Consider the following 25,053-nt stretch of genomic DNA (forward strand, 5'->3'; position numbering starts at 1 on the left):
TCCTTGTTAAAATTGGCCGCCTCAGCCCTTCACGCCACCGGCGGTCAAACCACTTTTAATAAAACGTTCAGACAGCGCGTACATGATGACCACAGGCAGTGCCGTCACCAGCGATGCCGCCATCATGCGACCCCAGATGTAATCTGGTGTGCTAAAGAGCGTGTTCAGCCCTACCGGCAGGGTGAAATTGCTGGCGCTGGACAGGAAAATGGAGGCAAACAGATAGTCGTTCCACGCCACCATGAAGCAGTAGACAAACACCGACACCAGACCGGAAATCGCCAGCGGCACGGTGATGCGGAAGATGATTTGCAGCCGGTTAAGGCCGTCCATCATCGCGGCTTCTTCTATCTCATCCGGAATGGTGTCGAAGTAACTGCGCAGCATGAATACCGCCGTCGGCAGCGTCTGGGTCACCATGGTGATAATCAGCGCCAGTGCGGTATCGTAGATCCCGAGTGCAGTGATGATTTTGAACAGCGGCACCACCAATAAAATCCCGGAGAACATGTAGACGGTGTAAAAACTCGCATTGATCGTCGTGCGTCCTTTAAAACGCAGTTTGGACAAGGCGTAGGCACCTAATGTACCGAGAAACACCGCAATCACTGATGAAGTCAGCGACACCACCATGCTGTTGCGAAAGTAATCCACAAACGGGAAAATCAGTGGGTTAAAGATGTCGACGTAATGCTGTAACGTCCACTCCTGCGGCAGAATCGTCGGATGCAGCGAGATCGCCTCTTTGGCGCTTTTAAACGACGTCATCAGCATCACGAAGAACGGGAACAGCGTGATGATGAGGAACATCGCCAGCCCCAGATAAAAACCGATACGGCCCAGCACGCGTTTATTTGTTGCCATTGAGGTTTACCCTTTTTCTGGTCAGCAGAATGACGGCGAAGATGATCACGAACAGGACCACGGAGATAGCGGCGGCTTTACCCAGATCGTTGAAGGCAAAGGCCGTTTTATAGAGATAGACGCCCAAAATATCGACCTTCGTTGTCAGCAGATAGACATCCGCAAACATGTAGAACATCCAGATGGTTCGCAGCGTAACCACCGTTGCCAGAACCGGCATGATCGCGGGCAACGTGACAATGCGAAAACGCTGCCAGGCATTCGCGCCATCCATTTCAGCCGCTTCATATAACGACTTATCAATGGTCTGCAAAATGGCCAGAAACGAGATGAACGCATAGGGGAAATAGCGCCAGATGGCAAACAGCACCACCAGCACAAAACTGCTGCCGGGGTTGTCAAACCACAGCGGTGCCTGGTCATACAGATGCAGCAGGTCAACGCCCAGATAGTTCACAATGCCGTAGCCGTTGTTGAACATGTACTTCCAGGCAAACACCAGCGAAATTGACGGCGTAACGTAGGATAAAATCACCAGTGAACGGGCCGTTTTGCGCAGGCGAAATTCACGGTTAAAGAAGATTGCGACGGCCAGCCCAAGGCCCGTACTGCCCATAACGACCAGCGCGGTGTACCAGAACGTCATCCACAGCGAGTGCCAGAACGCAGCATCGCTCAGAATGCGGATGTAGCTATCCACCCCAACAAACACGGCATCGATGCGCGGGTTGAGCGGCAAGCGTAAGAAACTGATTTCAATGTTGGAAATCATCGGCCAGGCCACAAGGCCCCCCAGCAAAATCAGGCTGGGGGCCAACAGCAGCATGGCGAAAGGCATATCTGAACGACCCGAAAACAACGTCTTCATAATTCCCTTCGCAAAGCGCTCCTATCGTTGTGAAATCAAGTCAGTCAGTCGCTTCTGGCTGTTGCTTAACGTTGCACTGAGATCTTGTTGACCTACCGTGACGTTATGCACCATAGAACTGATAATGCCGGAACCCGTGACATCGCCCATGCGGGTGAAGTTTTTGTCACCCACGGCACCAAACACCTGCACGTTCGGGAACTGGGCGATCAGCTCGTAAGGCAGTTGCCCAAACGCTTTAATCACATCGTTGTTTTTCCAGGTTTCAGTGCCCACAACCCGTTTGTTCACGGGCAACGCTGCACCAGGCGACATCATGACCCAGTCTGTTGCGTTCTGAGCCTGCTCCATCCAGGCGACAAATTTCTCTGCCGCTTTGGTTTCCTCTTCGGTTTGACCTGTGGTGATCGTCAGTGATGTGATCATGCCGTAGACCGCAGAGGATTTTTCAGTAGGGACCACAAAGCCCAGGTTCGCGGGATTGCCGTCTTTGAAGACCGCCGGAAGGATGTAGGTGGAGTAAACGGCCATCGGCGCGGAGCCGTTCATAAAGGCGTCTTTGATCTCCATGACATCGTTTGATCCAGGCATGGTGGTTGCCGCCAGCGCTTTATAAAAGGCCAGCGCTTTCGTCATCTCTGGCGTATCAATCTCCACGTCACCTTTCGCATCAAAGACGTTTGCGCCACCCGAAAGGGCGAACTGGGAGAATGCCTGTTCCGTCATCACACTTTCTGCCGTTGGCAACGCAATGCCGTAGTGTTTCTTGCCCGGATCGTTGAGTTTCTGACTGGCTTGCAGCAACTGCTCCCAGTTATGCGGCTCTTCAATGCCCGCAGCCGCCAGGATGTCTTTGTGGTACCAGACGCCGGACAGCCAGGCACTGACAGGAACGCCGGTCCACGCCGTGCCGTCTTCAGTACGAACCACGCGAAGAATGCCGTCGTAGAAGGTGTCTTCCCCTACGGCTTTAATCGCTTCACCGATCGCGTCCCGATCCAGCAACTGCTCTTTGTCCATCACCTTTGCGTAGTCATGGCTGACTTCGATCACTTCCGGCAATGCGCCGGTACGGGCCAGAGTGATGACCTTGGTGTTGTAGGCATCCTCTTCCACCGGTACCTGTTTCACCGTGATGGTTGGGTTTTCCTTCTCGAATTTCTCAATCAGTTTCGTAATGACGGCCTGACGTTCCTGCTCCACCGACGAATGCATAAATTCAATGGTGACGTTCGATGGCTTGTCGTCCTTACATCCTGATATCAGGGCGCACGAAACCAGTGCTGACAGCAGCACAATTTTAGTCATCTTCATTTTTGAGGTCCTTTTTAGTTTTCTTTAATCCACATCACCTGCCATGGATTAAGGGTCAGAGTCGTACCGCTAATATTCTGTTTCGCAATCAGCTCCGTACCGGATATCCCTTCAGAATTCACGGTCTGAATATGTTGGCTAAAGTTAAATAATGCCGTTATTCGCTCACTCTTTTCGGTCACGCGAATAATTTTAAGAATATGTTCACCGGTTGTTTCGAAAAGTGCGTGACTGTCTGGATGAAATATCTGCTCCGCTCTGCGAATCGCAATCAATTCGCTTAGCTGTTTAAATATTTTATGGCGGATGCCTGTTTTGTTTGAGAGTTCTGAATCAATCTCACTGACAATGTATTTTTTGCGGTTAATTGCGCGATTATATCCTAGTCGCTCAACGCCTTCATAATCATTACGTGAGCCCAGCGCACTCTGAATATAAATGGCAGGTACGCCAGGAAAACTCAATAAGACCGCATGCGCCAGAATAAAGCGTGCAATACGTTCGTTATCAGGTGCATTTTTTGGGCTTAATGCGTCCAGATAGGTAACATTAATTTCATAAGGACTTCGGGTGCCATCAGGGTTATTTTTCCAGTTGACCAGAGCCCCTTCCTGCTGAAGTTTTTCCACCAGCGAAAGGATGTCGGATTCAGGTAAAATCCCGCGTAACGGATTCAGACCGATACCATCATGCGAAGCTAAAAAATTGAACCAGGTGGTTTTCGTGGAAGGGAGTTCCAGCGATGAGGCCCACTGGCTCAGGGTGCGGACATCCTGACGATGGATGGCATGCAACACCAGCGGCGGTAAAGAGAACTGATACACCATCTGCGCTTCATTTTCGCCGTTGCCGAAATAAGAGATGTTGTCTTTATGCGGTACGTTTGTTTCGGTGATGATGACCGTTCCCGGTGCCACAGCCTCGGTAATCGCGCGAAAGAGCTGGATGAGCTGGTGGGTTTGTTCCAGATGGATGCAGTGTGTTCCGGGGATTTTCCACATAAAACCCACGGCATCGAGACGGATGTAATTCGCCCCTTCCATCAGGTAATGAAGCAGTACATCCACCATCGCAATTAACACGTCCGGCGAAGCAAAGTTCAGATCGATCTGGTCTTCGCTAAAGGTGGTCCACAGGTGGCGGACGCTGCCGTCATGGAGCGTAAAAGGCGTCAGAAGCGGTAACGCTCGCGGGCGCGTCACGGCGGATAAGTCTGTTTCCGGATCGACAGAGATAAAGAAATCTTCATAGCCAGGCGTTTGCTGAAGATAGTTTGCAAACCATTGGCTTTTTGCCGACATATGATTGCACACGTAATCAAACATCAGGCTGGTGGACTGTTTTAATTCAGCAATATCACTCCAGGTTCCGGTTTCTGGTGCCACTTCATGATAATCGATAACAGAGAAACCATCGTCAGAGGACCACGGATAAAAAGGTAAAAGATGGACATGAGAAAAGGAATGAGAAAGCCACTTATTATAAAAACGGGTAAACACCGGCAGCGCTTTCTCCCCTGTTGCCGAAAACTGATCGGCATAGGTAATGAGGACGAGATCTTTTTCATCCCAGCCGGATTTACGTTTTTCCGTAATAAGAGAAGCGGCATTACCGATTTTTTCCAATAACACCTTGCGGTGTGTATCAGTAAAAGTTTCCCCGTAAATAAGATCAATGAGTTTATTAATTTTTGCGTTCACTTTGTTTTCCATGGTAGCGGTCCCACGGATCGCAATCTACTCCCATGGAAAATATCTGTCAACGGACCAGGAAGCATAAAATCGCCCTGACAAAGCAGCGCAGAGGCAGTAATGTGAGCTACAGCAAAGAAACAATAAAAAGACGGAGAGGAAGGCAGAAACGCCGCTAGCCCTTCTCTCGGGTGAGAAAGGGCTAACGTAATCGGGAAGGGTCAGGAAAAGTATCGACGAGAAACGCGTTTTGCCAGTTTCTGCAGCATCGGTTCCAGCGCCACGGCAAGCAGCATTCTGACCGGTTTACGGGCAACAGATTTTATCGCCCAGCCCGCCACACCGGCCGGACCGTAACGCAACGCTGTCAGCAGGACCAGTTTACCTGCGATTTTCAGGCCGGGTTTTACCTTCTGACCGGCCTGTTGCCAGTTTTGTTTCATTAATGTTCTCTCTTAAAGCTGATGAAAACGGCTTCTCAGCGTAAAGGTATCAGAGGTGATATAGCGTTCCATTTCCCGCAGCCGCTTTTCCCCTTCAGCCAGTTGATCATCAACGGCGTTGAGCAGATCGCTGCTGGTCGGGGCGCCTTCCGCCGCCAGTTCACCGTCAGGCATGGGATCGAGCACAAACGACAGAACGATATAGGCCACCAGAGTAATAAAAGCCAGACCAAAGAAAATCGACAATACCGTCACCACACGCACCAGTTTCACCGGTACATCGAGATAATGGGCCAATCCAGCACAAACGCCGCGTACCATGCCCTGCTGCGGGATGCGCCACAATTTTTTGTTCAGGTTCAGTCCAGACATTAACGCTCCCTCCAGTTCGGATGTTCTGCATCCAGGATAGCTTCCAGCGCCTGAATGCGATCGCGCATCTTATTCGCCTGATCGGTAAGCTGCACAAGGCGTTGTTGCTCACTCTGAGAAAGCTCTCCACGCGAAGAACGGTTACTGTAGTGCAGCCATAACCAAATCGGCAGAACGAACAGCACGAAGATGGTCAGGGGAATTGCCAGAAAAAGCGCGCTCATGTGTACTCCTTGTTTTATGATGCGGCACGCTCAGGTGCCGCACGAATTATTACTGGTTGTCTTGCTTCATTTTGGCTTTCAACGCCGCCAGCTGCTCGCTGATTTCGTCGTCGGCTTTCAAATCGGCAAACTGCTGATCCAGCGTTTTCTGCTTACCGATACTGTGACTTTCCGCTTCCGCTTCCATGTGGTCGATACGGCGTTCGAAAGATTCGAAACGGGCCATCGCTTCGTCCAGCTTACCGCTATCCAGCTGACGGCGAACGTCACGGGAAGAGCTTGCCGCCTGGTGGCGAAGCGTCAGCGCCTGTTGACGAGCGCGGGTTTCGCTGAGTTTATTCTCAAGCTCGCCGATCTCTTTCTTCATACGAGAGAGCGTGTCATCAACCAGCGTCACTTCGTGTTCGAGCGCGGTTACAACATCTGACAACTTCTGTTTTTCAATTAGCGCGGCACGAGCGAGGTCTTCTTTATCTTTACGTAACGCCAGTTCGGCTTTTTCCTGCCATTCGTTGAGCTGGGTGGTCGCCTGCTCAATGCGACGCGTGAGCTGCTTTTTCTCAGCCAGCGCACGAGCGGAGGTGGAACGCACTTCAACCAGCGTGTCTTCCATTTCCTGAATCATCAGACGCACCAGCTTCTGTGGATCTTCCGCTTTCTCAAGCAGTGAGTTGATATTGGCGTTCACGATGTCGGCAAAACGAGAAAAAATACCCATAATCAAATCCTCATATTTCTGTTATCGGGCGATGCCCTGCTACAGAGATAATACAAATCCCATGCCAACTTTTTATCTCATTGATATTATTAGATGTGATTGATATTTGCACATTATGGCACTATCCTCACCTGGTGAATATCACTAAGGAGTGGTTAATTTCATCATGACCGGATACAAAGACAACTTACTGGGTGAAGCGAACAGTTTTCTTGAAGTTCTTGAACAGGTTTCGCGCCTGGCGCCTCTCAATAAACCGGTACTCATTATCGGCGAGCGCGGTACGGGTAAGGAACTGATAGCCAACCGTCTCCACTATTTATCCGGGCGCTGGGATGGGCCATTTATTTCACTAAACTGCGCGGCGTTGAATGAGAATCTGCTCGACACTGAACTGTTTGGTCATGAAGCGGGTGCGTTTACCGGTGCACAAAAACGCCATCCCGGACGGTTCGAGCGTGCAGATGGCGGCACACTGTTCCTCGATGAACTGGCGACAGCCCCAATGCTGGTTCAGGAAAAGCTGCTGCGCGTCATTGAATATGGCGAGCTGGAGCGCGTCGGCGGAAGCCAGCCGCTGCAGGTTAACGTGCGTCTGGTCTGCGCGACCAACGCCAATCTGCCGGAAATGGTGGCGGAAGATACATTTCGCGCAGACCTGCTCGACAGGCTGGCGTTTGACGTCGTACAACTGCCGCCGCTGCGTGAAAGGCGCAGCGACATCATGCTGCTGGCAGAGCAGTTTGCCATCCAGATGTGCCGTGAGCTGGGTCTGCCTCTTTTCCCCGGCTTCAGCGATTACGCCACAGAAACCCTGCTCGGCTACCCGTGGCCGGGGAATATTCGTGAACTGAAAAACGTGGTAGAGCGTTCGGTTTATCGCCACGGCAGTAGCGAAACCGAACTGGACAACATTATTCTCGACCCGTTTAAGCGCAACGCTCGGCCCGCTGTTGTGCCTGTCGATAACACTGACGCGCCGTCTCTGCCGCTTGATTTGCGTCAATTTCAGCATAAACAGGAACAGCAGTTACTGGAACAGAGCCTCCAGCAGGCGAAATATAACCAGAAACAGGCGGCTGATTTGCTGGGTCTGACCTACCATCAATTAAGGGCATTGCTCAAAAAGCATCAAATGCGCTGACATTATCAGCACTTATCTGCAGACATTTTTACGAAGCAGGTGTAAGTGCGATACACTTTGCAGATCGAACCTAAAAACCTTAAAAATTATGCGTCTGGTTTTATCGTCCTTGTTGGCACTCGGTCTGTTCAGCAACCTGGCTGTTGCTGCGCCTGAGCGATCTGCGCTCCCTGATATTCGCGATAGCGGATTTGTCTATTGCGTCAGCGGGCAAGTTGATACCTTTAACCCGCAAAAAGCGGGTAGCGGCCTGATTGTCGATACGCTGGCCGCACAGCTGTACGATCGTCTGCTTGATGTTGATCCGTATACCTACCGCCTGGTGCCAGAGCTTGCTGAGAGCTGGGAAGTGCTGGATAACGGCGCAACCTACCGTTTCCATCTCCGCGATGATGTCGACTTCCAGCGCACGCCATGGTTTACCCCAACTCGCAAACTGAACGCGGATGACGTGGTGTTTACCTTCCAGCGCATCTTTGACCGTCACCATCCGTGGCATAACGTTAACGGCGAAAACTTCCCCTATTTCGACAGTCTGCAGTTTGCCGATACCGTCAAAAGCGTGCGCAAGCTGGATAACCGGACGGTGGAGTTCCGGCTGGTTCGCCCGGATGCCTCTTTCCTCTGGCATCTGGCAACGCACTATGCGTCAGTGATGTCGGCAGAATACGCGGCTACGTTGACGAAAAAAGATCGCCAGGAACTGCTCGACCGCCAGCCTGTCGGCACTGGCCCGTTCCAGCTGGCAGAGTATCGTGCCGGACAGTTTATTCGCCTGCAGCGTCACGAACATTTCTGGCGCGGCACGCCGCTGATGCCCCAGGTGGTTGTCGATCTGGGCTCTGGCGGTACAGGACGTCTTTCGAAGCTGTTAACCGGTGAGTGCGATGTGCTTGCCTGGCCAGCAGCCAGCCAGCTGACCATTCTGCGTGACGATCCGCGTCTGCGCCTGACATTGCGTCCGGGGATGAACATTGCCTATCTGGCGTTCAACACCGACAAACCGCCGCTGAACAATCCTGCCGTTCGCCACGCGCTGGCGTTAGCAATCAATAACCAGCGTCTGATGCAGTCGATTTACTACGGTACCGCAGAAACGGCGGCTTCTATTTTACCGAGAGCCTCCTGGGCCTACGACGGCGAAGCTAAAATTACGGAATACAATCCGGCGAAAGCGCGCGAACAGCTCAAGGCTCTGGGAGCGGAAAACCTGACGCTGCAACTCTGGGTGCCGACCAGTTCACAGGCGTGGAACCCAAGCCCGCTGAAAACAGCGGAACTGTTGCAGGCCGATATGGCGCAGGTGGGCGTTAAAGTGATCATCGTCCCTGTCGAAGGTCGTTTCCAGGAGGCTCGCCTGATGGATATGAACCATGATTTGACGCTGGCGGGCTGGCCTACCGACAGTAACGACCCGGACAGCTTCTTCCGCCCGTTGCTCAGCTGCGCCGCGATTAACTCGCAGACCAACTACGCGCACTGGTGTCATCGGGAATTTGATGCCGTGTTACAAAAAGCGCTCGCCTCACAACAGCTTGCGTCGCGGATAGAAGCCTACGACGAAGCTCAGAATATTTTGGCTCGGGAACTCCCGGTGCTCCCGCTGGCCTCATCCCTGCGCTTGCAGGCCTATCGGTACGATATTAAAGGGCTGGTACTGAGTCCGTTTGGCAACGCCTCCTTCGCAGGGGTCACTCGTGAAAAAGAGCAAGAGGTGAAGAAACCATGATCATATTTACCTTGCGCCGTCTGCTGTTGCTGTTGGTTACGCTGTTCTTTTTGACCTTCGTGGGCTTTAGCCTGAGCTATTTCACGCCCCACGCCCCGCTTCAGGGGTCGTCACTGTGGGATGCGTGGCTGTTCTGGTTTAACGGCGTACTGCACTGGGACTTCGGGGTTTCCAGCATTAACGGACAGCTGATCTCAGAACAGTTGAAAGAGGTTTTCCCGGCGACCATGGAACTGTGCATCCTGGCTTTTGGCTTTGCTTTGATGGTGGGCATTCCCGTGGGGATGCTGGCGGGCATTTATCGCAATAAATGGCAGGATAAATTTATCAGCGCCATTGCGCTGCTCGGCTTTTCAATCCCGGTATTTTGGCTGGCGCTGTTGCTCACCCTCTTCTTCTCTCTGACGCTGGGCTGGCTGCCGGTTTCCGGGCGATTCGATCTGCTTTATACGGTTAAAACGGTGAGCGGGTTTGCCATCATCGATGCATGGCTTTCGGATTCGGTCTGGCGCGATGAGATGATCATGAGTGCGCTGCGTCATATGGTGCTGCCGGTTCTGACTTTAGCCGTTGCGCCTACCACCGAAGTGATCCGCCTGATGCGCATCAGCACCATTGAGGTGTTCGATCAAAACTACGTCAAAGCGGCCGCCACGCGCGGGCTGTCGCGTCTGACTATTCTGCGTCGCCATGTGCTGCACAATGCGCTGCCGCCGGTTATTCCCCGCCTGGGATTACAATTCTCTACCATGCTCACGCTGGCGATGATCACGGAGATGGTCTTTAGCTGGCCGGGCCTGGGGCGCTGGATGATCAACGCCATTCGCCAGCAGGATTACGCAGCGATCTCCGCCGGTGTGATGGTGATTGGCTCACTGGTGATTATTGTGAACGTTCTTTCCGATATTTTGGGTGCCATGGCCAACCCTCTGAAGCATAAGGAATGGTATGCCTTACGATAGCGTATACAGTGAAAAGCGCACGCCCGGTGCGCTACGTACCGTGTGGCGTAAATTCTATGGTGACACCACGGCTATGATCGGCCTTTACGGCTGCGCTGGCCTGGCCTTGCTGTGCGTGTTGGGTTCGTGGTTTGCACCCTATGGCATCGATCAGCAGTTCCTTGGCTATCAACTTTTGCCGCCTTCGTGGTCCCGCTATGGTGAAGTCTCCTTCTTCCTCGGGACTGACGATCTTGGACGTGACGTGTTAAGCCGCCTTCTGAGCGGCGCGGCCCCGACGGTGGGCGGTGCGTTTGTGGTTACGCTGGCGGCCACGATCTGCGGCCTGGCACTGGGCATTTTTGCAGGCTCTACTCACGGCCTGCGTTCGGCGGTGCTGAACCACATTCTGGATACCCTGCTCTCTATTCCATCTTTGCTGCTTGCCATTATCGTCGTGGCGTTCGCTGGGCCACATCTGTCACACGCGATGTTTGCCGTCTGGCTGGCGATCCTGCCGCGTCTGGTTCGCTCGGTATACAGCCTGGTGCATGACGAGCTGGAAAAAGAGTACGTTGTCGCGGCCCGTCTGGACGGCGCGACCACGTTTAATATTTTGTGGTTTGCCGTATTGCCAAACCTTGCTGCCGGACTGGTCACAGAGATCACCCGCGCCCTGTCGATGGCTATCCTGGACATCGCCGCGCTGGGTTTCCTCGATCTGGGGGCGCAACTGCCCTCCCCTGAATGGGGTGCAATGCTCGGTGATGCCCTGGAGCTTATCTATGTCGCACCGTGGACGGTCATGCTGCCAGGGGCAGCCATTATGGTGAGCGTACTGCTGGTTAACCTGCTGGGCGACGGCATTCGCCGTGCGATTAATGCGGGGGTGGAATAATGCCGTTACTTGATATCCGCAACCTGACAATCGAATTCAAGACCGGTGAAGGCTGGGTGAAGGCAGTGGACCGCATCAGCATCACGCTTGCTGAAGGCGAAATCCGCGGGCTGGTTGGAGAATCTGGCTCCGGTAAGAGCTTGATCGCCAAAGCCATCTGCGGCGTGGCGAAGGACAACTGGCGCGTCACCGCTGACCGCATGCGCTTTGATGATATCGACCTGCTGCGCCTCTCCCCTCGGGAACGCCGCAAGCTGGTGGGTCATAACGTGTCGATGATTTTCCAGGAGCCGCAATCCTGTCTTGACCCATCCGAGCGCGTGGGTAAACAGCTGATGCAGAACATCCCCGGCTGGACCTATAAAGGACGCTGGTGGCAGCGTTTTGGCTGGCGCAAGCGCCGTGCCATTGAGCTACTGCACCGTGTCGGGATTAAAGATCACAAAGACGCGATGCGTAGCTTCCCTTACGAACTGACCGACGGCGAATGTCAAAAAGGTGATGATTGCCATCGCGCTGGCAAACCAGCCACGCCTGCTGATTGCTGATGAACCCACAAACGCGATGGAGCCCACCACGCAGGCGCAAATTTTCCGCCTGCTGACGCGTCTTAATCAGAACAATAACACCACCATTTTGCTGATCAGCCATGACCTGCAGATGCTGAGCAAATGGGCGGATAAAATTGACGTGATGTATTGCGGTCAGACGGTCGAAACTGCCGTCAGTGAAGATCTGGTAAATACACCGCATCATCCATACACCCAGGCACTGATCCGCGCGATACCGGATTTCGGTAGCGCGATGCCGCATAAAAGCCGTCTGAATACTTTGCCGGGTGCCATTCCCCTGCTGGAGTCGTTGCCTACTGGCTGCCGTCTGGGGCCACGTTGTCCCTACGCTCAGCGTAAATGCATTGAGACGCCGCGTCTCACAGGGGCGAAAAGCCACCTTTACGCCTGTCATTTCCCGCTGAACATGGAGAGAGAGTGAAATGGTCGAAACCTTACTGGAAGTTCGTAACCTGAGTAAGACATTTCGCTACCGCACAGGGCTCTTTCACCGCCAGACCGTAGAGGCGGTAAAGCCGTTGAGCTTCACGCTGCGCGAGAAACAGACGCTGGCGATCATTGGCGAGAACGGTTCCGGAAAATCCACGCTGGCGAAAATGCTGGCGGGCATGGTTGAGCCAACCGATGGCGAAGTGCTGATTGACGATCACCCGCTAAAATTTGGTGACTACTCTTTCCGCAGCCAGCGCATCCGCATGATCTTTCAGGATCCGTCTACTTCCCTCAATCCGCGCCAGCGAATTTCGCAGATCCTGGATTTCCCGCTGCGGTTGAATACCGACCTGGAGCCTGAAGCCCGACGTAAACGCATCGTCGAAACGCTGCGTTTAGTCGGACTGCTTCCCCATCCTGTAAGCTACTACCCGCACATGCTTGCACCGGGTCAGAAACAACGTCTGGGGCTGGCACGCGCGTTGATTCTGCGTCCTAAGGTGATTATTGCCGATGAAGCCCTTGCCTCGCTGGATATGTCGATGCGTTCGCAGTTAATTAACCTGATGCTGGAATTACAGGAAAAACAGGGTATCTCTTATATCTACGTGACCCAGCATCTTGGCATGATGAAACACATCAGCGACCAGGTCATGGTGATGCACCAGGGTGAAGTTGTCGAACGAGGAAGTACGGCTGATGTGCTGGCCTCCCCGCTGCACGATTTGACAAAACGGCTCATCGCCGGGCATTTCGGTGAAGCATTGACCGCCGATGCGTGGAGAAAAGATCGATAAGCACGAGATAGACGCTCCTGACGCAGCACTGAACTAAATTACTCAGCTGAATTAAGGATTAAATAGTTTATATACGCTATTTAATCCTTTGCATTTTCGTCTCCACCCCCGCTCCATATTTCACACAAAATAAATCAATAGTTCCCCTCCAGAATATCCAGAAATTACGGAGGAGAAGAAATGAATAACGCCACTTACGTTCTCAAATACACTGAATATCTAATAAGAAAATGCCGCTCTTTTTTAATCACAGACCTGCATTTCCATACTACCAGGCTTAAAAAAGCCTCAGGAAGAATCCCAGACATTCAATCACCCACTACGTTGAGTGAAAAAATATGTCATCGTCTGGTCTATGATCATAATAACCTCTACACAATGCTCGCCGATAAACTCGCCGTTCGGGCATACGTATCCTCCAGAACAAAACGAGTGAAAACGGTGCCCCTAATTGGCGTTTATTCCCGGGCGTCTCAGATTGATTTTTCAGCACTCCCTGACAAGTTCGTCCTTAAGTGCAACCATGACAGTGGCAGCACAATAATATGTACAAACAAAGCGCAATTTAACTATAGGGCAGCGTGTATAAAACTGAGTCTCGCGCTAAAGAAAAATTTGTATTACACCACGCGCGAATGGCAATACAAAAACATTGCGCCGAGTATACTTTGTGAGCCACTCATCGATCTCTTCGATGATGCTGACAGGGATATAACGCCCGAAATGCTCAGGATCCATTGCTTTCATGGCGTTGCCCACTATATTGAAGCGGATTTTACGGATGATAACGGCAAAGGTTTTATCAACGTTTATGACAGGCACTGGAACTTACAACCCTTTCAGATGGAATATCCGAATACTTCAGCAGATCCAGGCGAACCGGTCTTGTTCCGACAGGCATTGTTGGCATCCCAGGAGCTGGCGGCTGGAATTGACTACTGCCGCGTTGACCTTATGCTAAAGAAAGATGAAATCTATTTCAGTGAAATAACCTTAAGCCCAAGACGCGGTAAACTGACGATTACCCCGCAGGAATGGGATGCTAAGTTAGGAAAAATATGGCATTTATCGCGGGCAGGAACATTTGACCTGCCGCTGAATCTCACGAGTCGGGCCAGGTGAGTTTAAATATCGAATGGTTTTGCGTCGATAAGGTATAGGTAACATCGCCATCATGAGCCAGCATGATGGCTTTTACCACCGACAGGCCCAAACCACAGCCTTCCGGGTTCAAATGTCTGGTGCCATTATCGCGCTGAAAGGGCTGAAATAAAAAATCATGAAACTCCCTGGGGATGCCCGGTCCCCCGTCCTGAATAAGGATATAATTGCCTTTATCAGAAACGCCATTTTTCACGATGAGTTTGCGCGAGGTTGAATAGTGTAAGGCATTGTCAAATAAAACGGTCAGACACTGATTGATGCGTAATGGATCGAATACGCATTGCTGATCTCTCAGTTCAGTATTGACGGTAAATGCCTTACGGTTGAACTCGGGCATGAATGTATCGAGTGCATCCTGTATTGTCCCTTTTAGATCCGTTCTGGACTGATATAAGGTGTATCCCGCCCCGCCACCCGAACTGATAACCCGGAGATCTTCAATCAGACGGGTTAACCCTTCCGTCTGCTTGAGAAGATTATTAAACAGAACCGGCTCCGGGGTAAAAACACCGTCAACCAACCCCTGAAGCCGTCCGCGTAAGATCGTGACCGGGGTTCTCAGCTCGTGTGCAATAGCGGCATTCCAGGATTTCCTCTGAATATCCAGCGTCTGTAATTTTTCCGCCATTTCATTGAAATCCGTCACAAGGTGATTGATCTCACCAAGCCGGGAACTGGTACAAAATGCCCGGGCGTCCAAATCGCCCTGAGAAATCTTTTTCAGGCTGGACGCTACTGCGTTAAGCGGGGTGAGTATTCGCGATGAAAGTTTGACCGTGAAAAAGAGTGCAATAATCAGACTAACCGTTGTCACGGTCCCAATCCATACCCAGTCCCACATCGTCATCTGCTCGTCATCGCCCGCAGCAGCGCCACCCGGGAGATGATCCAGAATAAAGGAGTAAAAAAACCAGGAGCCCAGTATGGCGATGGCAATTATCGTAAACGTCAGCAACAGCATATACGTTAAGATCTGACGGCTCAGGACAGACTCTTTGTTCATTTCTTTTCCCCAAGCCGATAGCCCATACCTCTGATGCTCTCGGGAACACCGTAAAGGCCAGCAAGCTCCAGTTTTTTACGCCACTTGCTCATATGGCTGTCAACCGTTCTGTCGAGAGTATCACCTTCCGGCAGACACGCGTTGAGTAACTCTTCGCGCGAGCAGACCCTTCGCGGATATCTCACCAGCCAGGTAAGTAATTTAAATTCGGTCGTCGTTAATACCGGGGAGATAACCTCTTCGCCCACGGTGACTTCCACGTAGAAGTCATCCGGATAGACCGTAATAAATGGCGTTCTGAGCGGCAGGGAACCCGCATGCTGTAGCGTGGGTTTCGTCCTGCGCAGCACCGCCTCAACCCGTGCGACAACTTCTGAAGGATTGAAGGGTTTGATCACGTAATCATCCGCGCCCAGTCTCAGCCCCATGAGTTTATCGACATCCTGATCAAGAGCAGAAACCATAATAACGGGGACAGAACTTTCCTGACGAAGCGTGGTAAGTACGCTCCAGCCGTCACATAGGGGCAGATGAATGTCCAGCAAGATGAGATCCGGTTTATGGAGGCGATTAAGCGTTATTGCCTGCTCGCCCTGGCTGGCCCTAAGCGTTTTCATTCCCGAGCGTTCTAAGTAGCTCATGAGTATATCGGCGATTTCATCTTCATCTTCAACGACAAGGATCAGTGTATTTTTGTACATTTTATCTCCGTGGGTGAAATCCCTTTGAGCACGCTATCAGACATCTTTAGCACAATAAGACACAGTCTTCGGGAAAAAGTGCCGTGGTCACAAAATTTTCCGGGGTGGATTTAAATTCCCTGTTATTTCTCCACACAGCATACACATTCAGGCAATAAAGACTCGACAATGCCTGTTCAAAATAGCTGTGCAGGCATATGCCGTCTTTTCATCGATCGTAACTAATTAATCCTGTCCCTTAAAGACATTCTGAAGTTGGCTGAGATAATGAACATGGAACTCTCTAAATATTTTCACCCTAAAAAAATCGGCATATATTCCCTGTTCCTGATGCTGTCCTGGGGATTATTATATATTTGGCTAGTGCTGATACACAGACTGGACGAAAAAGTCGCCTCGACACTACCCTCTTCCCCCATCATGTATGGCTGCATCGCATTGTCGGTTGTCTCTTTGACAATCCAAAATAAAGCTGGCGCGCTGACTGAACTACTTGTCATCGCCTTCTGGTTAATGGTGATTTTTGTTTATCTCATTATTACGTTCACCGTGCTGTTAAACGTGATGCCCGACATCGAAGATCTGATTTTTTATTACGAGTGTTATTTGATCATTTTTTTTGGCGGAACACCGCTGTACCTCATTATGAGAATGATTTGAATCTGAGCTCCACACGTCCTCCACAAACCACCCATATCCTCTAAACAGGCACGCGGTAGTCTCTCTACCTCATTTTTTTCACAAAAATAATACACTGAAAAAGTCTGACACGACTTACCCATAATGATGAATCGTAATAATAATCTCCGTTCTTCGGAATCTGTCGGTGTGATGCACTCGCTTAAAAAACTCGCGATACGGCACCGAAAAAAATTGGTTGTCACTTTCTTGCTGGTGGTGGCCGAAAACGTCACTTTTTTACTTTATCCCGTTCTGGCAGGTATCACGATAAATGCCATCCTCGCAGGTGAGACGCTTAACGCCGCGCTGTATGGCCTGATGGTACTTTGTATGTGGTTCATCGGCGCGGCCAGACGGAGCGTAGACACCCGCACGTTTGCACGCATTTATGCCGGACTCGCGGTATCCGTCGTCCTGGCACAGCGCAAATATCAGCTAAACCATTCGGCAATCGCCGCCAGGGTAACGCTCTCGCGCGAATATGTGGATTTCTTTGAAATGCACCTTCCCCTGCTTATTACATCGCTGAGTTCACTTTTTGGTGCTGCAATCATGTTGCTGTTTCTTGAATTTTGGGCCGGCGTCATGTGCTTTGCGATTGTACTTATCCTCCTGGGATTTGTTTCCGGATATGCCCGTAAAAATGAATGGCTTTTCATGCGCCTGAATAATCGGCTGGAAAAAGAAGTGGATTATGTTCATCAGGCGGGTACGGCCACCCTTCACCGACATTACTCCACGCTTGCGCGTTTACGTATCGCATTATCTGACCGCGAGGCGTGGGGTTATTTGTGGGTTGGCGTACTTGTTGCCGCACTTTTTACGCTGACTATCGTCTGGATGACGCGCTCAACCGGCATCACCGCCGGACATATCTATTCCGTGATGACCTACATGTGGATGTTCGCGACGAGTCTCGATGACGCACCGCAGCTTCTTGAGAAGTTTTCGCAACTCAGGGACATCGGTAAACGCGTTTCCACTGATGATGAAATTCACGTAACTGGACGTTAATTTAATGCCTCATTTTTTTATTGAACGCCCCGTTTTTGCCTGGGTAGTGGCGCTTTTTATCGTTCTGGCGGGACTTCTTTCTATTCCCCGTTTACCGATTTCGCAGTATCCGGCGGTGGCACCACCGGGAATCATTATTTCCGTCAGTTACCCGGGGGCCAGCCCCGATATCATGAATACGTCGGTGGTGTCGTTAATAGAACGCGAAATCTCTGGAGTCGATAACTTGCTCTATTTCGAATCATCCAGTGACACAACCGGTTCAGCATCAATTACCGTCACCTTTAAACCAGGCACGGACATCAAGCTGGCGCAGATGGACCTGCAGAATCAGATTAAGATCGTTGAGCCTCGTTTACCTCAGGCGGTAAGACAAAACGGCATTAACGTAGAGGCCGCTAATTCTGGATTCTTAATGATGGTGGGGCTGAAGTCCGCGACAGGTCAATTTGAGGAAGCCGATTTAAGCGACTACTTTGCCAGAAACGTCAGTGACGAGCTTCGTCGCGTGCCCGGCGTAGGGAAAGTTCAGCTATTTGGCGGCGAAAAAGCGCTGCGCATATGGTTGGATCCAACGAAGCTCCACAGCTATGGGCTTTCGGTAAGTGATGTTCTTACCGCTGTTGGCCAGCAAAATGCCCTGGTTTCGCCCGGTAAAACGGGAGATGAGCCAGCATCTGAAGGACAAGGTGTAACGTATCCCATCACCGTAAAGGGACAGCTCTCTTCGGTCGAGGCGTTCAGGAATATCACCCTGAAATCTGACGCATCCGGCGCCCGCCTGAAACTGTCCGACATTGCGCGGATTGAATCTGGCCTGCAAAGCTACGCCTTTGGTATCCGCGAAAATGGCGTGCCCGCAACGGCGGCGGCAATCCAGCTGTCGCCTGGCGCGAATGCAATGAGTACGGCTTCAGGCGTACGGGCGCGCATCGACGAGCTTTCCCGGGTGTTACCCGACGGAATGGCGTTTACGATCCCCTTCGATACCGCGCCGTTTGTAAAACTTTCTATCATGAAAGTTGTTCAGACATTTGTGGAAGCGATGATCCTCGTCTTCCTGGTTATGCTGCTGTTTCTGCACAAGATACGCTGTACGCTTATCCCGGCGATCGTTGCTCCCGTCGCACTTCTTGGCACCTTCACGGTGATGCTGTTGAGCGGCTACTCCATCAATATTCTGACGATGTTCGGCATGGTGCTGGCGATAGGGATTATTGTTGATGATGCCATTGTGGTCGTAGAAAGCGTTGAACGACTGATGGAGGAAAAAAGCCTGTCCCCGCGTGACGCCACGCGGCAAGCCATGCAGGAAATCACCCCGGCGATTATAGGCATCACGCTGGTGCTAACCGCCGTCTTTATCCCCATGGGGTTTGCTGAAGGTTCCGTCGGGATTATCTACCGACAATTTTGTATTTCCATGGCGGTCTCCATACTGCTGTCCGCGTTTCTTGCCCTGACACTGACACCTGCCCTGTGCGCAACGTTACTCAAGCCGCATAGGGCAGGAAAGAGCGGAGGTGGAGGGTTCGCGGCAGGGTTTAACGCACGCTTCCGTTCGCTCACGGTCTGTTACGAAGCCGGGCTGGGTGCCGTTCTGAAGCGAAGCGGACGTATGCTGTTGCTGTACGTTGCGCTTTGCGCTGCGCTGTTTTTAGGAATATCTACGTTACCGTCGTCCTTTCTGCCGGACGAAGATCAAGGCTACTTTATGTCCTCAATCCAGCTGCCTTCTGATGCCACGATGCAGCGCACCCTCAACGTGGTTAAAAAGTTTGAAGAGAAAATTGCGGCCCGGCCGGATATTGAAAGCAACATAATGATCCTGGGGTTTGGGTTTTCAGGTTCGGGACCGAATTCGGCTATGGCCTTCACCACGCTGAAGGACTGGAAAAATCGGCAGGGTTCGACGGCTCAGGAAGAAGCCGACCATATACAGGCCAGCATGGCGAACGTCTCGGATGCCGTCACGATGAGCCTGCTCCCGCCGGCCATTTCGGATATGGGCACCTCTTCGGGGTTCACCTGGTACGTGCAGGACAGAGCAGGACTGGGCTACGAGACGTTAAAGCGTGCTGCCGACGCGCTGGTCCTGCACGCTAATCAGCGCCCTGAACTGAGTGACGTCTACATAGACGGTCTGCCGGAAGGAACAAGCCTCGCGCTCCAGGTTGACAGAGAAAAGGCGGAAGCGATGGGCGTCTCATTTGATGAAATCAACCAGACGCTCTCCGTCACCCAAGGCTCAAATTACGTCAATGACTATACGAATAACGGCCGCGTTCAGCAGGTGATTATTCAGGCCGATGCGCCCTACCGAATGCAACCTGAACAGATACTGACACTATCAGTGAAAAACCGGTTGGGGCAGATGGTACCGGTATCTACGTTTGCCACGCTTTCCTGGAACGTTGCGCCGCAGCAGTTGACGCGTTACCAGGGATATTCTGCTATTCGCATTACCGGAAATGCGGCTTCGGGAGAGTCCAGCGGCACCGCAATGAAAATTATGGAGAGTTTGTCCAGAGATTTACCTCAGGGCATGGCGGGCGAGTGGGCCGGAAGTTCATTACAGGAGCGAAAATCGGAGTCTCAGCTTCCGGGCCTTATCGTCCTGTCGATCCTGGTCGTATTTATGGTACTCGCCGCCCTGTATGAGAGCTGGTCTATTCCTTTTGCGGTCATGCTGGTCGTTCCGCTGGGTCTTATCGGCGCGGTGATAGCTGTGTCTGTTGCCGGCATGACGAATGACGTTTTCTTCAAGGTCGGCCTGATTACGCTTATCGGCCTGTCAGCCAAGAACGCCATTTTAATTGTTGAATTTGCCAGGCAACTCCATCGCCAGGGGCAGCCCCTGCTGGCGGCAACCATTCATGCCGCCAGCCAGCGCCTGCGCCCTATTCTGATGACCTCGTTAGCCTTTACTTTAGGGGTTGTTCCCTTGATGCTGGCCAGGGGGGCGAGCGACAGTACGCAGCATGCCATCGGTACCGGCGTATTTGGAGGCATGATCAGCGGTACGCTTCTCGCGATCTTCTTCGTACCCGTTTTCTTTATCGTCATTGCGCGTTTCGTCGACAACATCAGGAAAGCGTGAATACCCTGGTGGGATCACCCTTCCTCTCTGGTTGGATGAGGCGAAGCTGTTGCCGGGTGATATACTGGACGAATGCTGAAATTTTGAGCCCCCGCGAGTCCGCGGTGCATTCTTCGGGGCAGGCGTCTTCGGAGAAGTGCGAGAAATATCGTGACACAAGGGGCTGTGAGTGGGCTATAATTTCGAGCTAATTTCGAATGATTTTGAAATACTGCCTGTAACGCTATGAATTACAAGGCAAAATTAGCAATGAATATAAGGATTAAAGCTATGGGTTTTCTTTCCGGTAAGCGCATTCTGGTGACTGGCGTTGCCAGCAAACTGTCCATCGCATACGGCATCGCACAGGCAATGCATCGCGAAGGCGCTGAGCTGGCGTTCACCTACCAGAACGACAAGCTGAAAGGCCGTGTTGAAGAGTTTGCCGCGCAGCTGGGTTCCAGCATTGTTCTGGAATGTGACGTTGCACAAGACGAAAGCATCGATGGCATGTTTGCTGAACTGGCTAAAACGTGGGAGAAATTCGACGGTTTCGTTCACTCCATCGGTTTCGCGCCTGGCGATCAGCTGGACGGCGACTACGTGAACGCGGTTACCCGTGATGGCTTCAAAATCGCTCACGACATCAGCTCCTACAGCTTCGTTGCGATGGCAAAATCCTGCCGCGCGATGTTGAACCCGGGCGCAGCCCTGCTGACCCTGTCCTACCTGGGCGCAGAGCGTGCTATCCCTAACTACAACGTGATGGGTCTGGCTAAAGCCTCTCTGGAAGCCAACGTTCGCTACATGGCGAATGCAATGGGTCCTGAAGGCGTGCGCGTTAACGCCATCTCTGCAGGTCCTATCCGCACCCTGGCCGCTTCCGGTATTAAAGATTTCCGTAAAATGCTGGCACACTGCGAAGCGGTTACCCCGATTCGTCGTACTGTGACCATTGAAGATGTGGGTAACTCTGCAGCTTTCCTGTGCTCTGACCTTTCTGCGGGTATCTCCGGCGAAGTGGTTCACGTTGACGGCGGTTTCAACATCGCTGCCATGAACGAGCTGGAAATCAAATAAGCGCGTGACTCTCTTCCCGTCCGGGAAGAGAGTTTCTCTCCCCCTGCAGCGCTCTTCGTTATTCCCTTCTGTTATTTGTTATCACCTAACAATATTTTTCCCCTCATCCGCCTTACGCCAGGATATTGATCGCCATTTTGAGATCAAGGAACGCCCATGGAACAACGCCGCTTTTCCGGCAAAGGCCACTGGTATCATGAAACCCAGTCCAACCACTCGCAAACGGATGTCCTGCCTTTGGTGCCCGAAGCCGCTAACGTCGACGATCGTTTTTTGCTCGATTTAGAACTCCCTGAAAAGATTGTCACCGCCTGCCATGGCTGGCTCGCTCCCGCCAGGGCCTTGTGCCACCTTCTGTTCCCGCTCAATATTGAGGTTAACCGACTGCACACACTCAGTGCGTACGACAGACTCAGCACGGCGTTGACGGTCGCTCAGGCGTGTGGTGTTCAGCGACTTTGTAACCACTACGCTGCCCTGCTCGCCCCCCTCCCTGGTCCTGACTCCTCACGCGAAAGCAATCGCCGCCTGGCACAAATCACGCAATATGCCCGCCAACTTGCCAGCTCACCAGACGTCATTGACCACAAAGCGCAGCTACAGCTCGATGAAGTGGGCCTGACAACCTATGACATTGTGCTGATCAACCAGATTATCGGCTTTATTGGCTTTCAGGCGCGTGTTGTGGCGGTGTTTCAGGCGTTGCTGGGGCATCCTGTACGCTGGTTGCCCGGACACCATATTCCGCCGCATTCCTTACCGGTGACTATTCGTGTCTGGACCCCTGTACTGCCCGTCGTCGAACTGCGCTACGCGACCCCATTCCAGCTTGAGTCGCTTTCACGCTGGCAAGCAGAGCCAGAACTTCAGGCGCTCACGCCGGTGCTGAGCCACGAGCCTGCGCTACTCAACCTGACGGGCGAGATTCTGATCAATCACCGTCAAAGCGAGCCACAAACGCACGGGGCGCTTACTGCGGCAGTAGAGCTACTGACCCGTTCACCGGATCGTTTTAGCGCGGCACAATTCACGCCGCTGATTGATGCTGGGATCCCTGATATCCGCGCCATCAATCTGCTTACTCAAAGTGCATTTACTGGCTGGCTCGACCGCCTGCGAGTGGCGCTTGGCAAAGCGGAATAACCGTATTTTTTACCCAAAGAGCGCTTGCTGAAGCAGTAAGATTCGCGTAAAACTGTCAGCCGCTCAATGGCTACGAAAATAGAACATTATGTTTCAGGACAACCCGCTGCTAGCGCAGCTTAAACAGCAACTGCATTCCCAGACGCCGCGTGCAGAAGGGGTCGTAAAAGCCACGGAAAAGGGCTTTGGCTTCCTTGAAGTTGACGGGCAAAAGAGCTATTTCATCCCGCCTCCGCAGATGAAAAAAGTGATGCACGGCGATCGTGTCACAGCGGTTATTCATACGGAAAAGGAACGCGAGTCCGCCGAGCCAGAAGAACTGATTGAACCCTTCCTGACTCGCTTCGTGGGCAAGGTACACAGAAAAGATGACCGTCTTTCCATCGTGCCGGACCATCCCCTCCTGAAAGATGCTATTCAGTGCCGTGCTGCACGTGGCGTTGAGCATGATTTTAAAGAGGGTGACTGGGCCGTTGCTGAAATGCGCCGCCACCCTCTCAAAGGCGACCGTGGTTTCTATGCTGAGCTGACGCAATTTATCACCTTCGGCGACGACCACTTCGTCCCGTGGTGGGTAACGCTGGCGCGTCACAATCTTGAAAAAGAGGCGCCAGACGGCGTCGCGACAGAAATGCAGGACGAAGGTCTGTCACGCCGTGACCTGACCAGTCTGGACTTTGTCACCATCGACAGTGCCAGCACCGAAGACATGGACGATGCGCTGTTTGCAGAAGAGACTGCGGATGGCAAAGCGCCCCTCACCGTCGCGATTGCCGATCCTACCGCCTGGATTGTCGAAGGCAGTAAACTGGACGATATGGCAAAAGTGCGTTCGTTCACCAACTACCTGCCGGGCTTCAATATCCCGATGCTGCCGCGTGAACTCTCTGACGATCTCTGCTCGCTGCGCCCGAATGAAGTGCGCCCGGTACTCGCCTGCCGCATGACTATCGCCGCCGACGGCACGATTGAAGACGATATCGAATTTTTTGCTGCGACCATCGAGTCCAAAGCCAAGCTGGCCTATGACGACGTGTCCGACTGGCTGGAAAACACCGGCACCTGGCAACCTGAAAACGACGCCATTGCCGCGCAAATTCGACTGTTGCATCGCGTGTGTCTGAACCGCAGTGAATGGCGTAAAACCCATGCGCTGGTCTTTAAGGATCGTCCGGACTACCGTTTCGTGTTGGGTGAAAAAGGCGAAGTGCTGGATATCGTTGCTGAACCACGCCGTATCGCTAACCGTATTGTTGAAGAAGCCATGATTTCGGCCAACATTTGTGCCGCCCGCGTATTGCGCGACAAGTTAGGCTTCGGCATCTATAACGTGCATACCGGATTCGATCCGGCTAACACTGAGGCGCTGGCTGCCCTGCTGAAAACGCATGACGTGCATGTCGATCCTGAAGAAGTGCTGACGCTGCAAGGCTTCTGCAAACTTCGTCGCGAACTCGATGCGCAACCATCCGGTTTCCTCGACAGCCGTATTCGCCGCTTCCAGTCCTTTGCCGAAATCAGCATCGAACCGGGCCCGCATTTCGGTCTGGGGCTTGAAGCCTATGCTACCTGGACCTCTCCGATTCGTAAGTACGGCGACATGGTAAACCATCGCCTGCTGAAAGCGATTATCAAAGGGGAATCGGTCGCACGTCCTCAGGATGATTCCACCGTGCAAATGGCCGAGCGCCGCCGCCTGAACCGTATGGCTGAACGCGATGTCGGTGACTGGCTGTACGCGCGCTTCCTGAATGATAAAGCTGGAACGGATGCCCGCTTCCCGGCAGAAATCATTGATATCAGCCGCGGCGGTATGCGCGTACGTCTGGTGGACAACGGTGCCGTTGCTTTCATTCCTGCGCCATTCCTCCATGCTGTACGCGACGAACTGGTGTGTAGCCAGGAAAACGGAACCGTGCAAATCAAAGGCGAAACGGTTTACAAAGTCACTGAGGTGATTGATGTGAATATCGCTGAAGTTCGCATGGAAACGCGCAGCATTATTGCGCGCCCGGTCGCCTTATAAGCTGTTAAATTGTCGACCCTTTCCTTCATGGGTGGGTCGACAAATTCTTCTCTCATCACAAACCACAAAATCACTGACTATTTTCAGTCTCCTCCCGCCCAAAATCGCCATAATTATCTACATTAAAAGAATCCCTTGATATTCGGTTACGTGAA

The 25,053-nt window shown here is 52.3% G+C and carries 22 protein-coding genes and 1 pseudogene; 13 read left to right on the plus strand and 10 right to left on the minus strand.

The window, feature by feature from the left end; translation table 11 throughout:
* Positions 1–21: 21 nt before the first annotated feature.
* From ENTMO_RS0113380 to pspA, 8 genes are all read right to left on the minus strand, one after another.
* Entirely contained in the window at positions 22–864 is an 843-nt protein-coding gene (locus ENTMO_RS0113380; protein WP_010431688.1) for a carbohydrate ABC transporter permease, read from the minus strand.
* On the minus strand, positions 851–1,732 hold the full coding sequence (locus tag ENTMO_RS0113385; RefSeq protein WP_010431691.1) for a carbohydrate ABC transporter permease: 882 nt from the start codon (positions 1,730–1,732) through the stop codon (positions 851–853). The genes ENTMO_RS0113380 and ENTMO_RS0113385 overlap by 14 nt, the downstream gene beginning before the upstream one ends.
* Positions 1,733–1,753: 21 nt before the next feature.
* Positions 1,754–3,046 (minus strand): ABC transporter substrate-binding protein, encoded by a 1,293-nt coding sequence (locus ENTMO_RS0113390; protein WP_010431694.1) that lies wholly within the window; start codon positions 3,044–3,046, stop codon positions 1,754–1,756.
* 14 nt (positions 3,047–3,060) lie between these two features.
* On the minus strand, positions 3,061–4,758 hold the full coding sequence (locus ENTMO_RS0113395) for a sugar phosphorylase (protein ID WP_029485096.1): 1,698 nt from the start codon (positions 4,756–4,758) through the stop codon (positions 3,061–3,063).
* A 200-nt stretch (positions 4,759–4,958) separates the two neighbouring features.
* Positions 4,959–5,180: a phage shock protein PspD gene (pspD, locus tag ENTMO_RS0113400; RefSeq protein ID WP_010431696.1), complete on the minus strand. Its 222-nt coding sequence runs from the start codon at positions 5,178–5,180 to the stop codon at positions 4,959–4,961.
* 12 nt (positions 5,181–5,192) lie between these two features.
* A complete protein-coding gene (pspC, locus tag ENTMO_RS0113405; RefSeq protein ID WP_010431697.1) occupies positions 5,193–5,552 on the minus strand; it encodes an envelope stress response membrane protein PspC in 360 nt (119 codons plus the stop codon).
* The gene (gene pspB / locus ENTMO_RS0113410) at positions 5,552–5,776 is read right to left on the minus strand and encodes an envelope stress response membrane protein PspB (RefSeq protein WP_010431698.1); all 225 of its coding nucleotides are present in this window, start codon (positions 5,774–5,776) and stop codon (positions 5,552–5,554) included. Before pspB ends, pspC begins: the two co-directional genes overlap by 1 nt.
* 49 nt (positions 5,777–5,825) lie before the next feature.
* Positions 5,826–6,494, minus strand: a complete 669-nt coding sequence (gene pspA / locus ENTMO_RS0113415; protein ID WP_010431699.1) for a phage shock protein PspA — start codon at positions 6,492–6,494, stop codon at positions 5,826–5,828.
* Between the two features lie 166 nt (positions 6,495–6,660).
* Between pspA and pspF the strand changes: the two genes are divergently transcribed.
* From pspF to ENTMO_RS0113450, 7 genes and pseudogenes are all read left to right on the plus strand, one after another.
* Positions 6,661–7,638: a phage shock protein operon transcriptional activator gene (gene pspF / locus ENTMO_RS0113420; RefSeq protein WP_010431700.1), complete on the plus strand. Its 978-nt coding sequence runs from the start codon at positions 6,661–6,663 to the stop codon at positions 7,636–7,638.
* An 88-nt stretch (positions 7,639–7,726) separates the two neighbouring features.
* A complete protein-coding gene (sapA, locus tag ENTMO_RS0113425) occupies positions 7,727–9,367 on the plus strand; it encodes an ABC transporter substrate-binding protein SapA (protein WP_010431702.1) in 1,641 nt (546 codons plus the stop codon).
* Complete coding sequence (sapB, locus tag ENTMO_RS0113430) at positions 9,364–10,329, plus strand: putrescine export ABC transporter permease SapB (RefSeq protein WP_010431704.1); 966 nt, start codon at positions 9,364–9,366, stop codon at positions 10,327–10,329. The genes sapA and sapB overlap by 4 nt, the downstream gene beginning before the upstream one ends.
* Entirely contained in the window at positions 10,316–11,206 is an 891-nt protein-coding gene (gene sapC / locus ENTMO_RS0113435) for a putrescine export ABC transporter permease SapC (RefSeq protein WP_010431706.1), read from the plus strand. Before sapB ends, sapC begins: the two co-directional genes overlap by 14 nt.
* A pseudogene (gene sapD, locus ENTMO_RS24145) lies at positions 11,206–12,199 on the plus strand (putrescine export ABC transporter ATP-binding protein SapD). The gene sapC and the pseudogene sapD overlap by 1 nt, the downstream one beginning before the upstream one ends.
* A gap of 1 nt (position 12,200) precedes the next feature.
* Entirely contained in the window at positions 12,201–13,007 is an 807-nt protein-coding gene (sapF, locus tag ENTMO_RS0113445; RefSeq protein ID WP_010431708.1) for a putrescine export ABC transporter ATP-binding protein SapF, read from the plus strand.
* A 180-nt stretch (positions 13,008–13,187) separates the two neighbouring features.
* Positions 13,188–14,129 carry an ATP-grasp fold amidoligase family protein gene (locus tag ENTMO_RS0113450; protein WP_010431710.1) on the plus strand — a complete coding sequence of 314 codons (942 nt, stop codon included), beginning with the start codon at positions 13,188–13,190 and terminating at the stop codon, positions 14,127–14,129.
* Here ENTMO_RS0113450 and ENTMO_RS0113455 read toward each other — a convergent pair.
* Both ENTMO_RS0113455 and ENTMO_RS0113460 read right to left on the minus strand, forming a co-directional pair.
* Positions 14,110–15,174: an ATP-binding protein gene (locus ENTMO_RS0113455; protein WP_010431712.1), complete on the minus strand. Its 1,065-nt coding sequence runs from the start codon at positions 15,172–15,174 to the stop codon at positions 14,110–14,112. The two genes, ENTMO_RS0113450 and ENTMO_RS0113455, sit on opposite strands and share 20 nt — an antisense overlap.
* Complete coding sequence (locus ENTMO_RS0113460; RefSeq protein WP_010431714.1) at positions 15,171–15,875, minus strand: response regulator; 705 nt, start codon at positions 15,873–15,875, stop codon at positions 15,171–15,173. Before ENTMO_RS0113460 ends, ENTMO_RS0113455 begins: the two co-directional genes overlap by 4 nt.
* 273 nt (positions 15,876–16,148) lie before the next feature.
* Between ENTMO_RS0113460 and crrC the strand changes: the two genes are divergently transcribed.
* The 6 genes from crrC to ENTMO_RS0113490 all read left to right on the plus strand — a co-directional run bounded on the left by crrC (position 16,149) and on the right by ENTMO_RS0113490 (position 24,898).
* Complete coding sequence (gene crrC, locus ENTMO_RS0113465; RefSeq protein WP_010431716.1) at positions 16,149–16,535, plus strand: colistin resistant protein CrrC; 387 nt, start codon at positions 16,149–16,151, stop codon at positions 16,533–16,535.
* A 123-nt stretch (positions 16,536–16,658) separates the two neighbouring features.
* Positions 16,659–17,570, plus strand: coding sequence for an ABC transporter six-transmembrane domain-containing protein (locus ENTMO_RS0113470; protein WP_010431717.1), 912 nt, complete (start codon positions 16,659–16,661; stop codon positions 17,568–17,570).
* Positions 17,571–17,574: 4 nt separating this feature from the next.
* A complete protein-coding gene (locus ENTMO_RS0113475) occupies positions 17,575–20,670 on the plus strand; it encodes a multidrug efflux RND transporter permease subunit (RefSeq protein WP_010431720.1) in 3,096 nt (1,031 codons plus the stop codon).
* Positions 20,671–20,940: 270 nt separating this feature from the next.
* Positions 20,941–21,729 (plus strand): enoyl-ACP reductase FabI, encoded by a 789-nt coding sequence (fabI, locus tag ENTMO_RS0113480; RefSeq protein WP_010431723.1) that lies wholly within the window; start codon positions 20,941–20,943, stop codon positions 21,727–21,729.
* 156 nt (positions 21,730–21,885) lie between these two features.
* The gene (locus ENTMO_RS0113485) at positions 21,886–22,872 is read left to right on the plus strand and encodes a CMD domain-containing protein (RefSeq protein ID WP_010431725.1); all 987 of its coding nucleotides are present in this window, start codon (positions 21,886–21,888) and stop codon (positions 22,870–22,872) included.
* 88 nt (positions 22,873–22,960) lie between these two features.
* Complete coding sequence (locus ENTMO_RS0113490) at positions 22,961–24,898, plus strand: exoribonuclease II (RefSeq protein ID WP_010431727.1); 1,938 nt, start codon at positions 22,961–22,963, stop codon at positions 24,896–24,898.
* The last annotated feature ends 155 nt before the right edge of the window (positions 24,899–25,053 follow it).

The sequence above is a fragment of the Enterobacter mori LMG 25706 genome, from assembly GCF_000211415.1.
Lineage (GTDB): Bacteria > Pseudomonadota > Gammaproteobacteria > Enterobacterales > Enterobacteriaceae > Enterobacter > Enterobacter mori.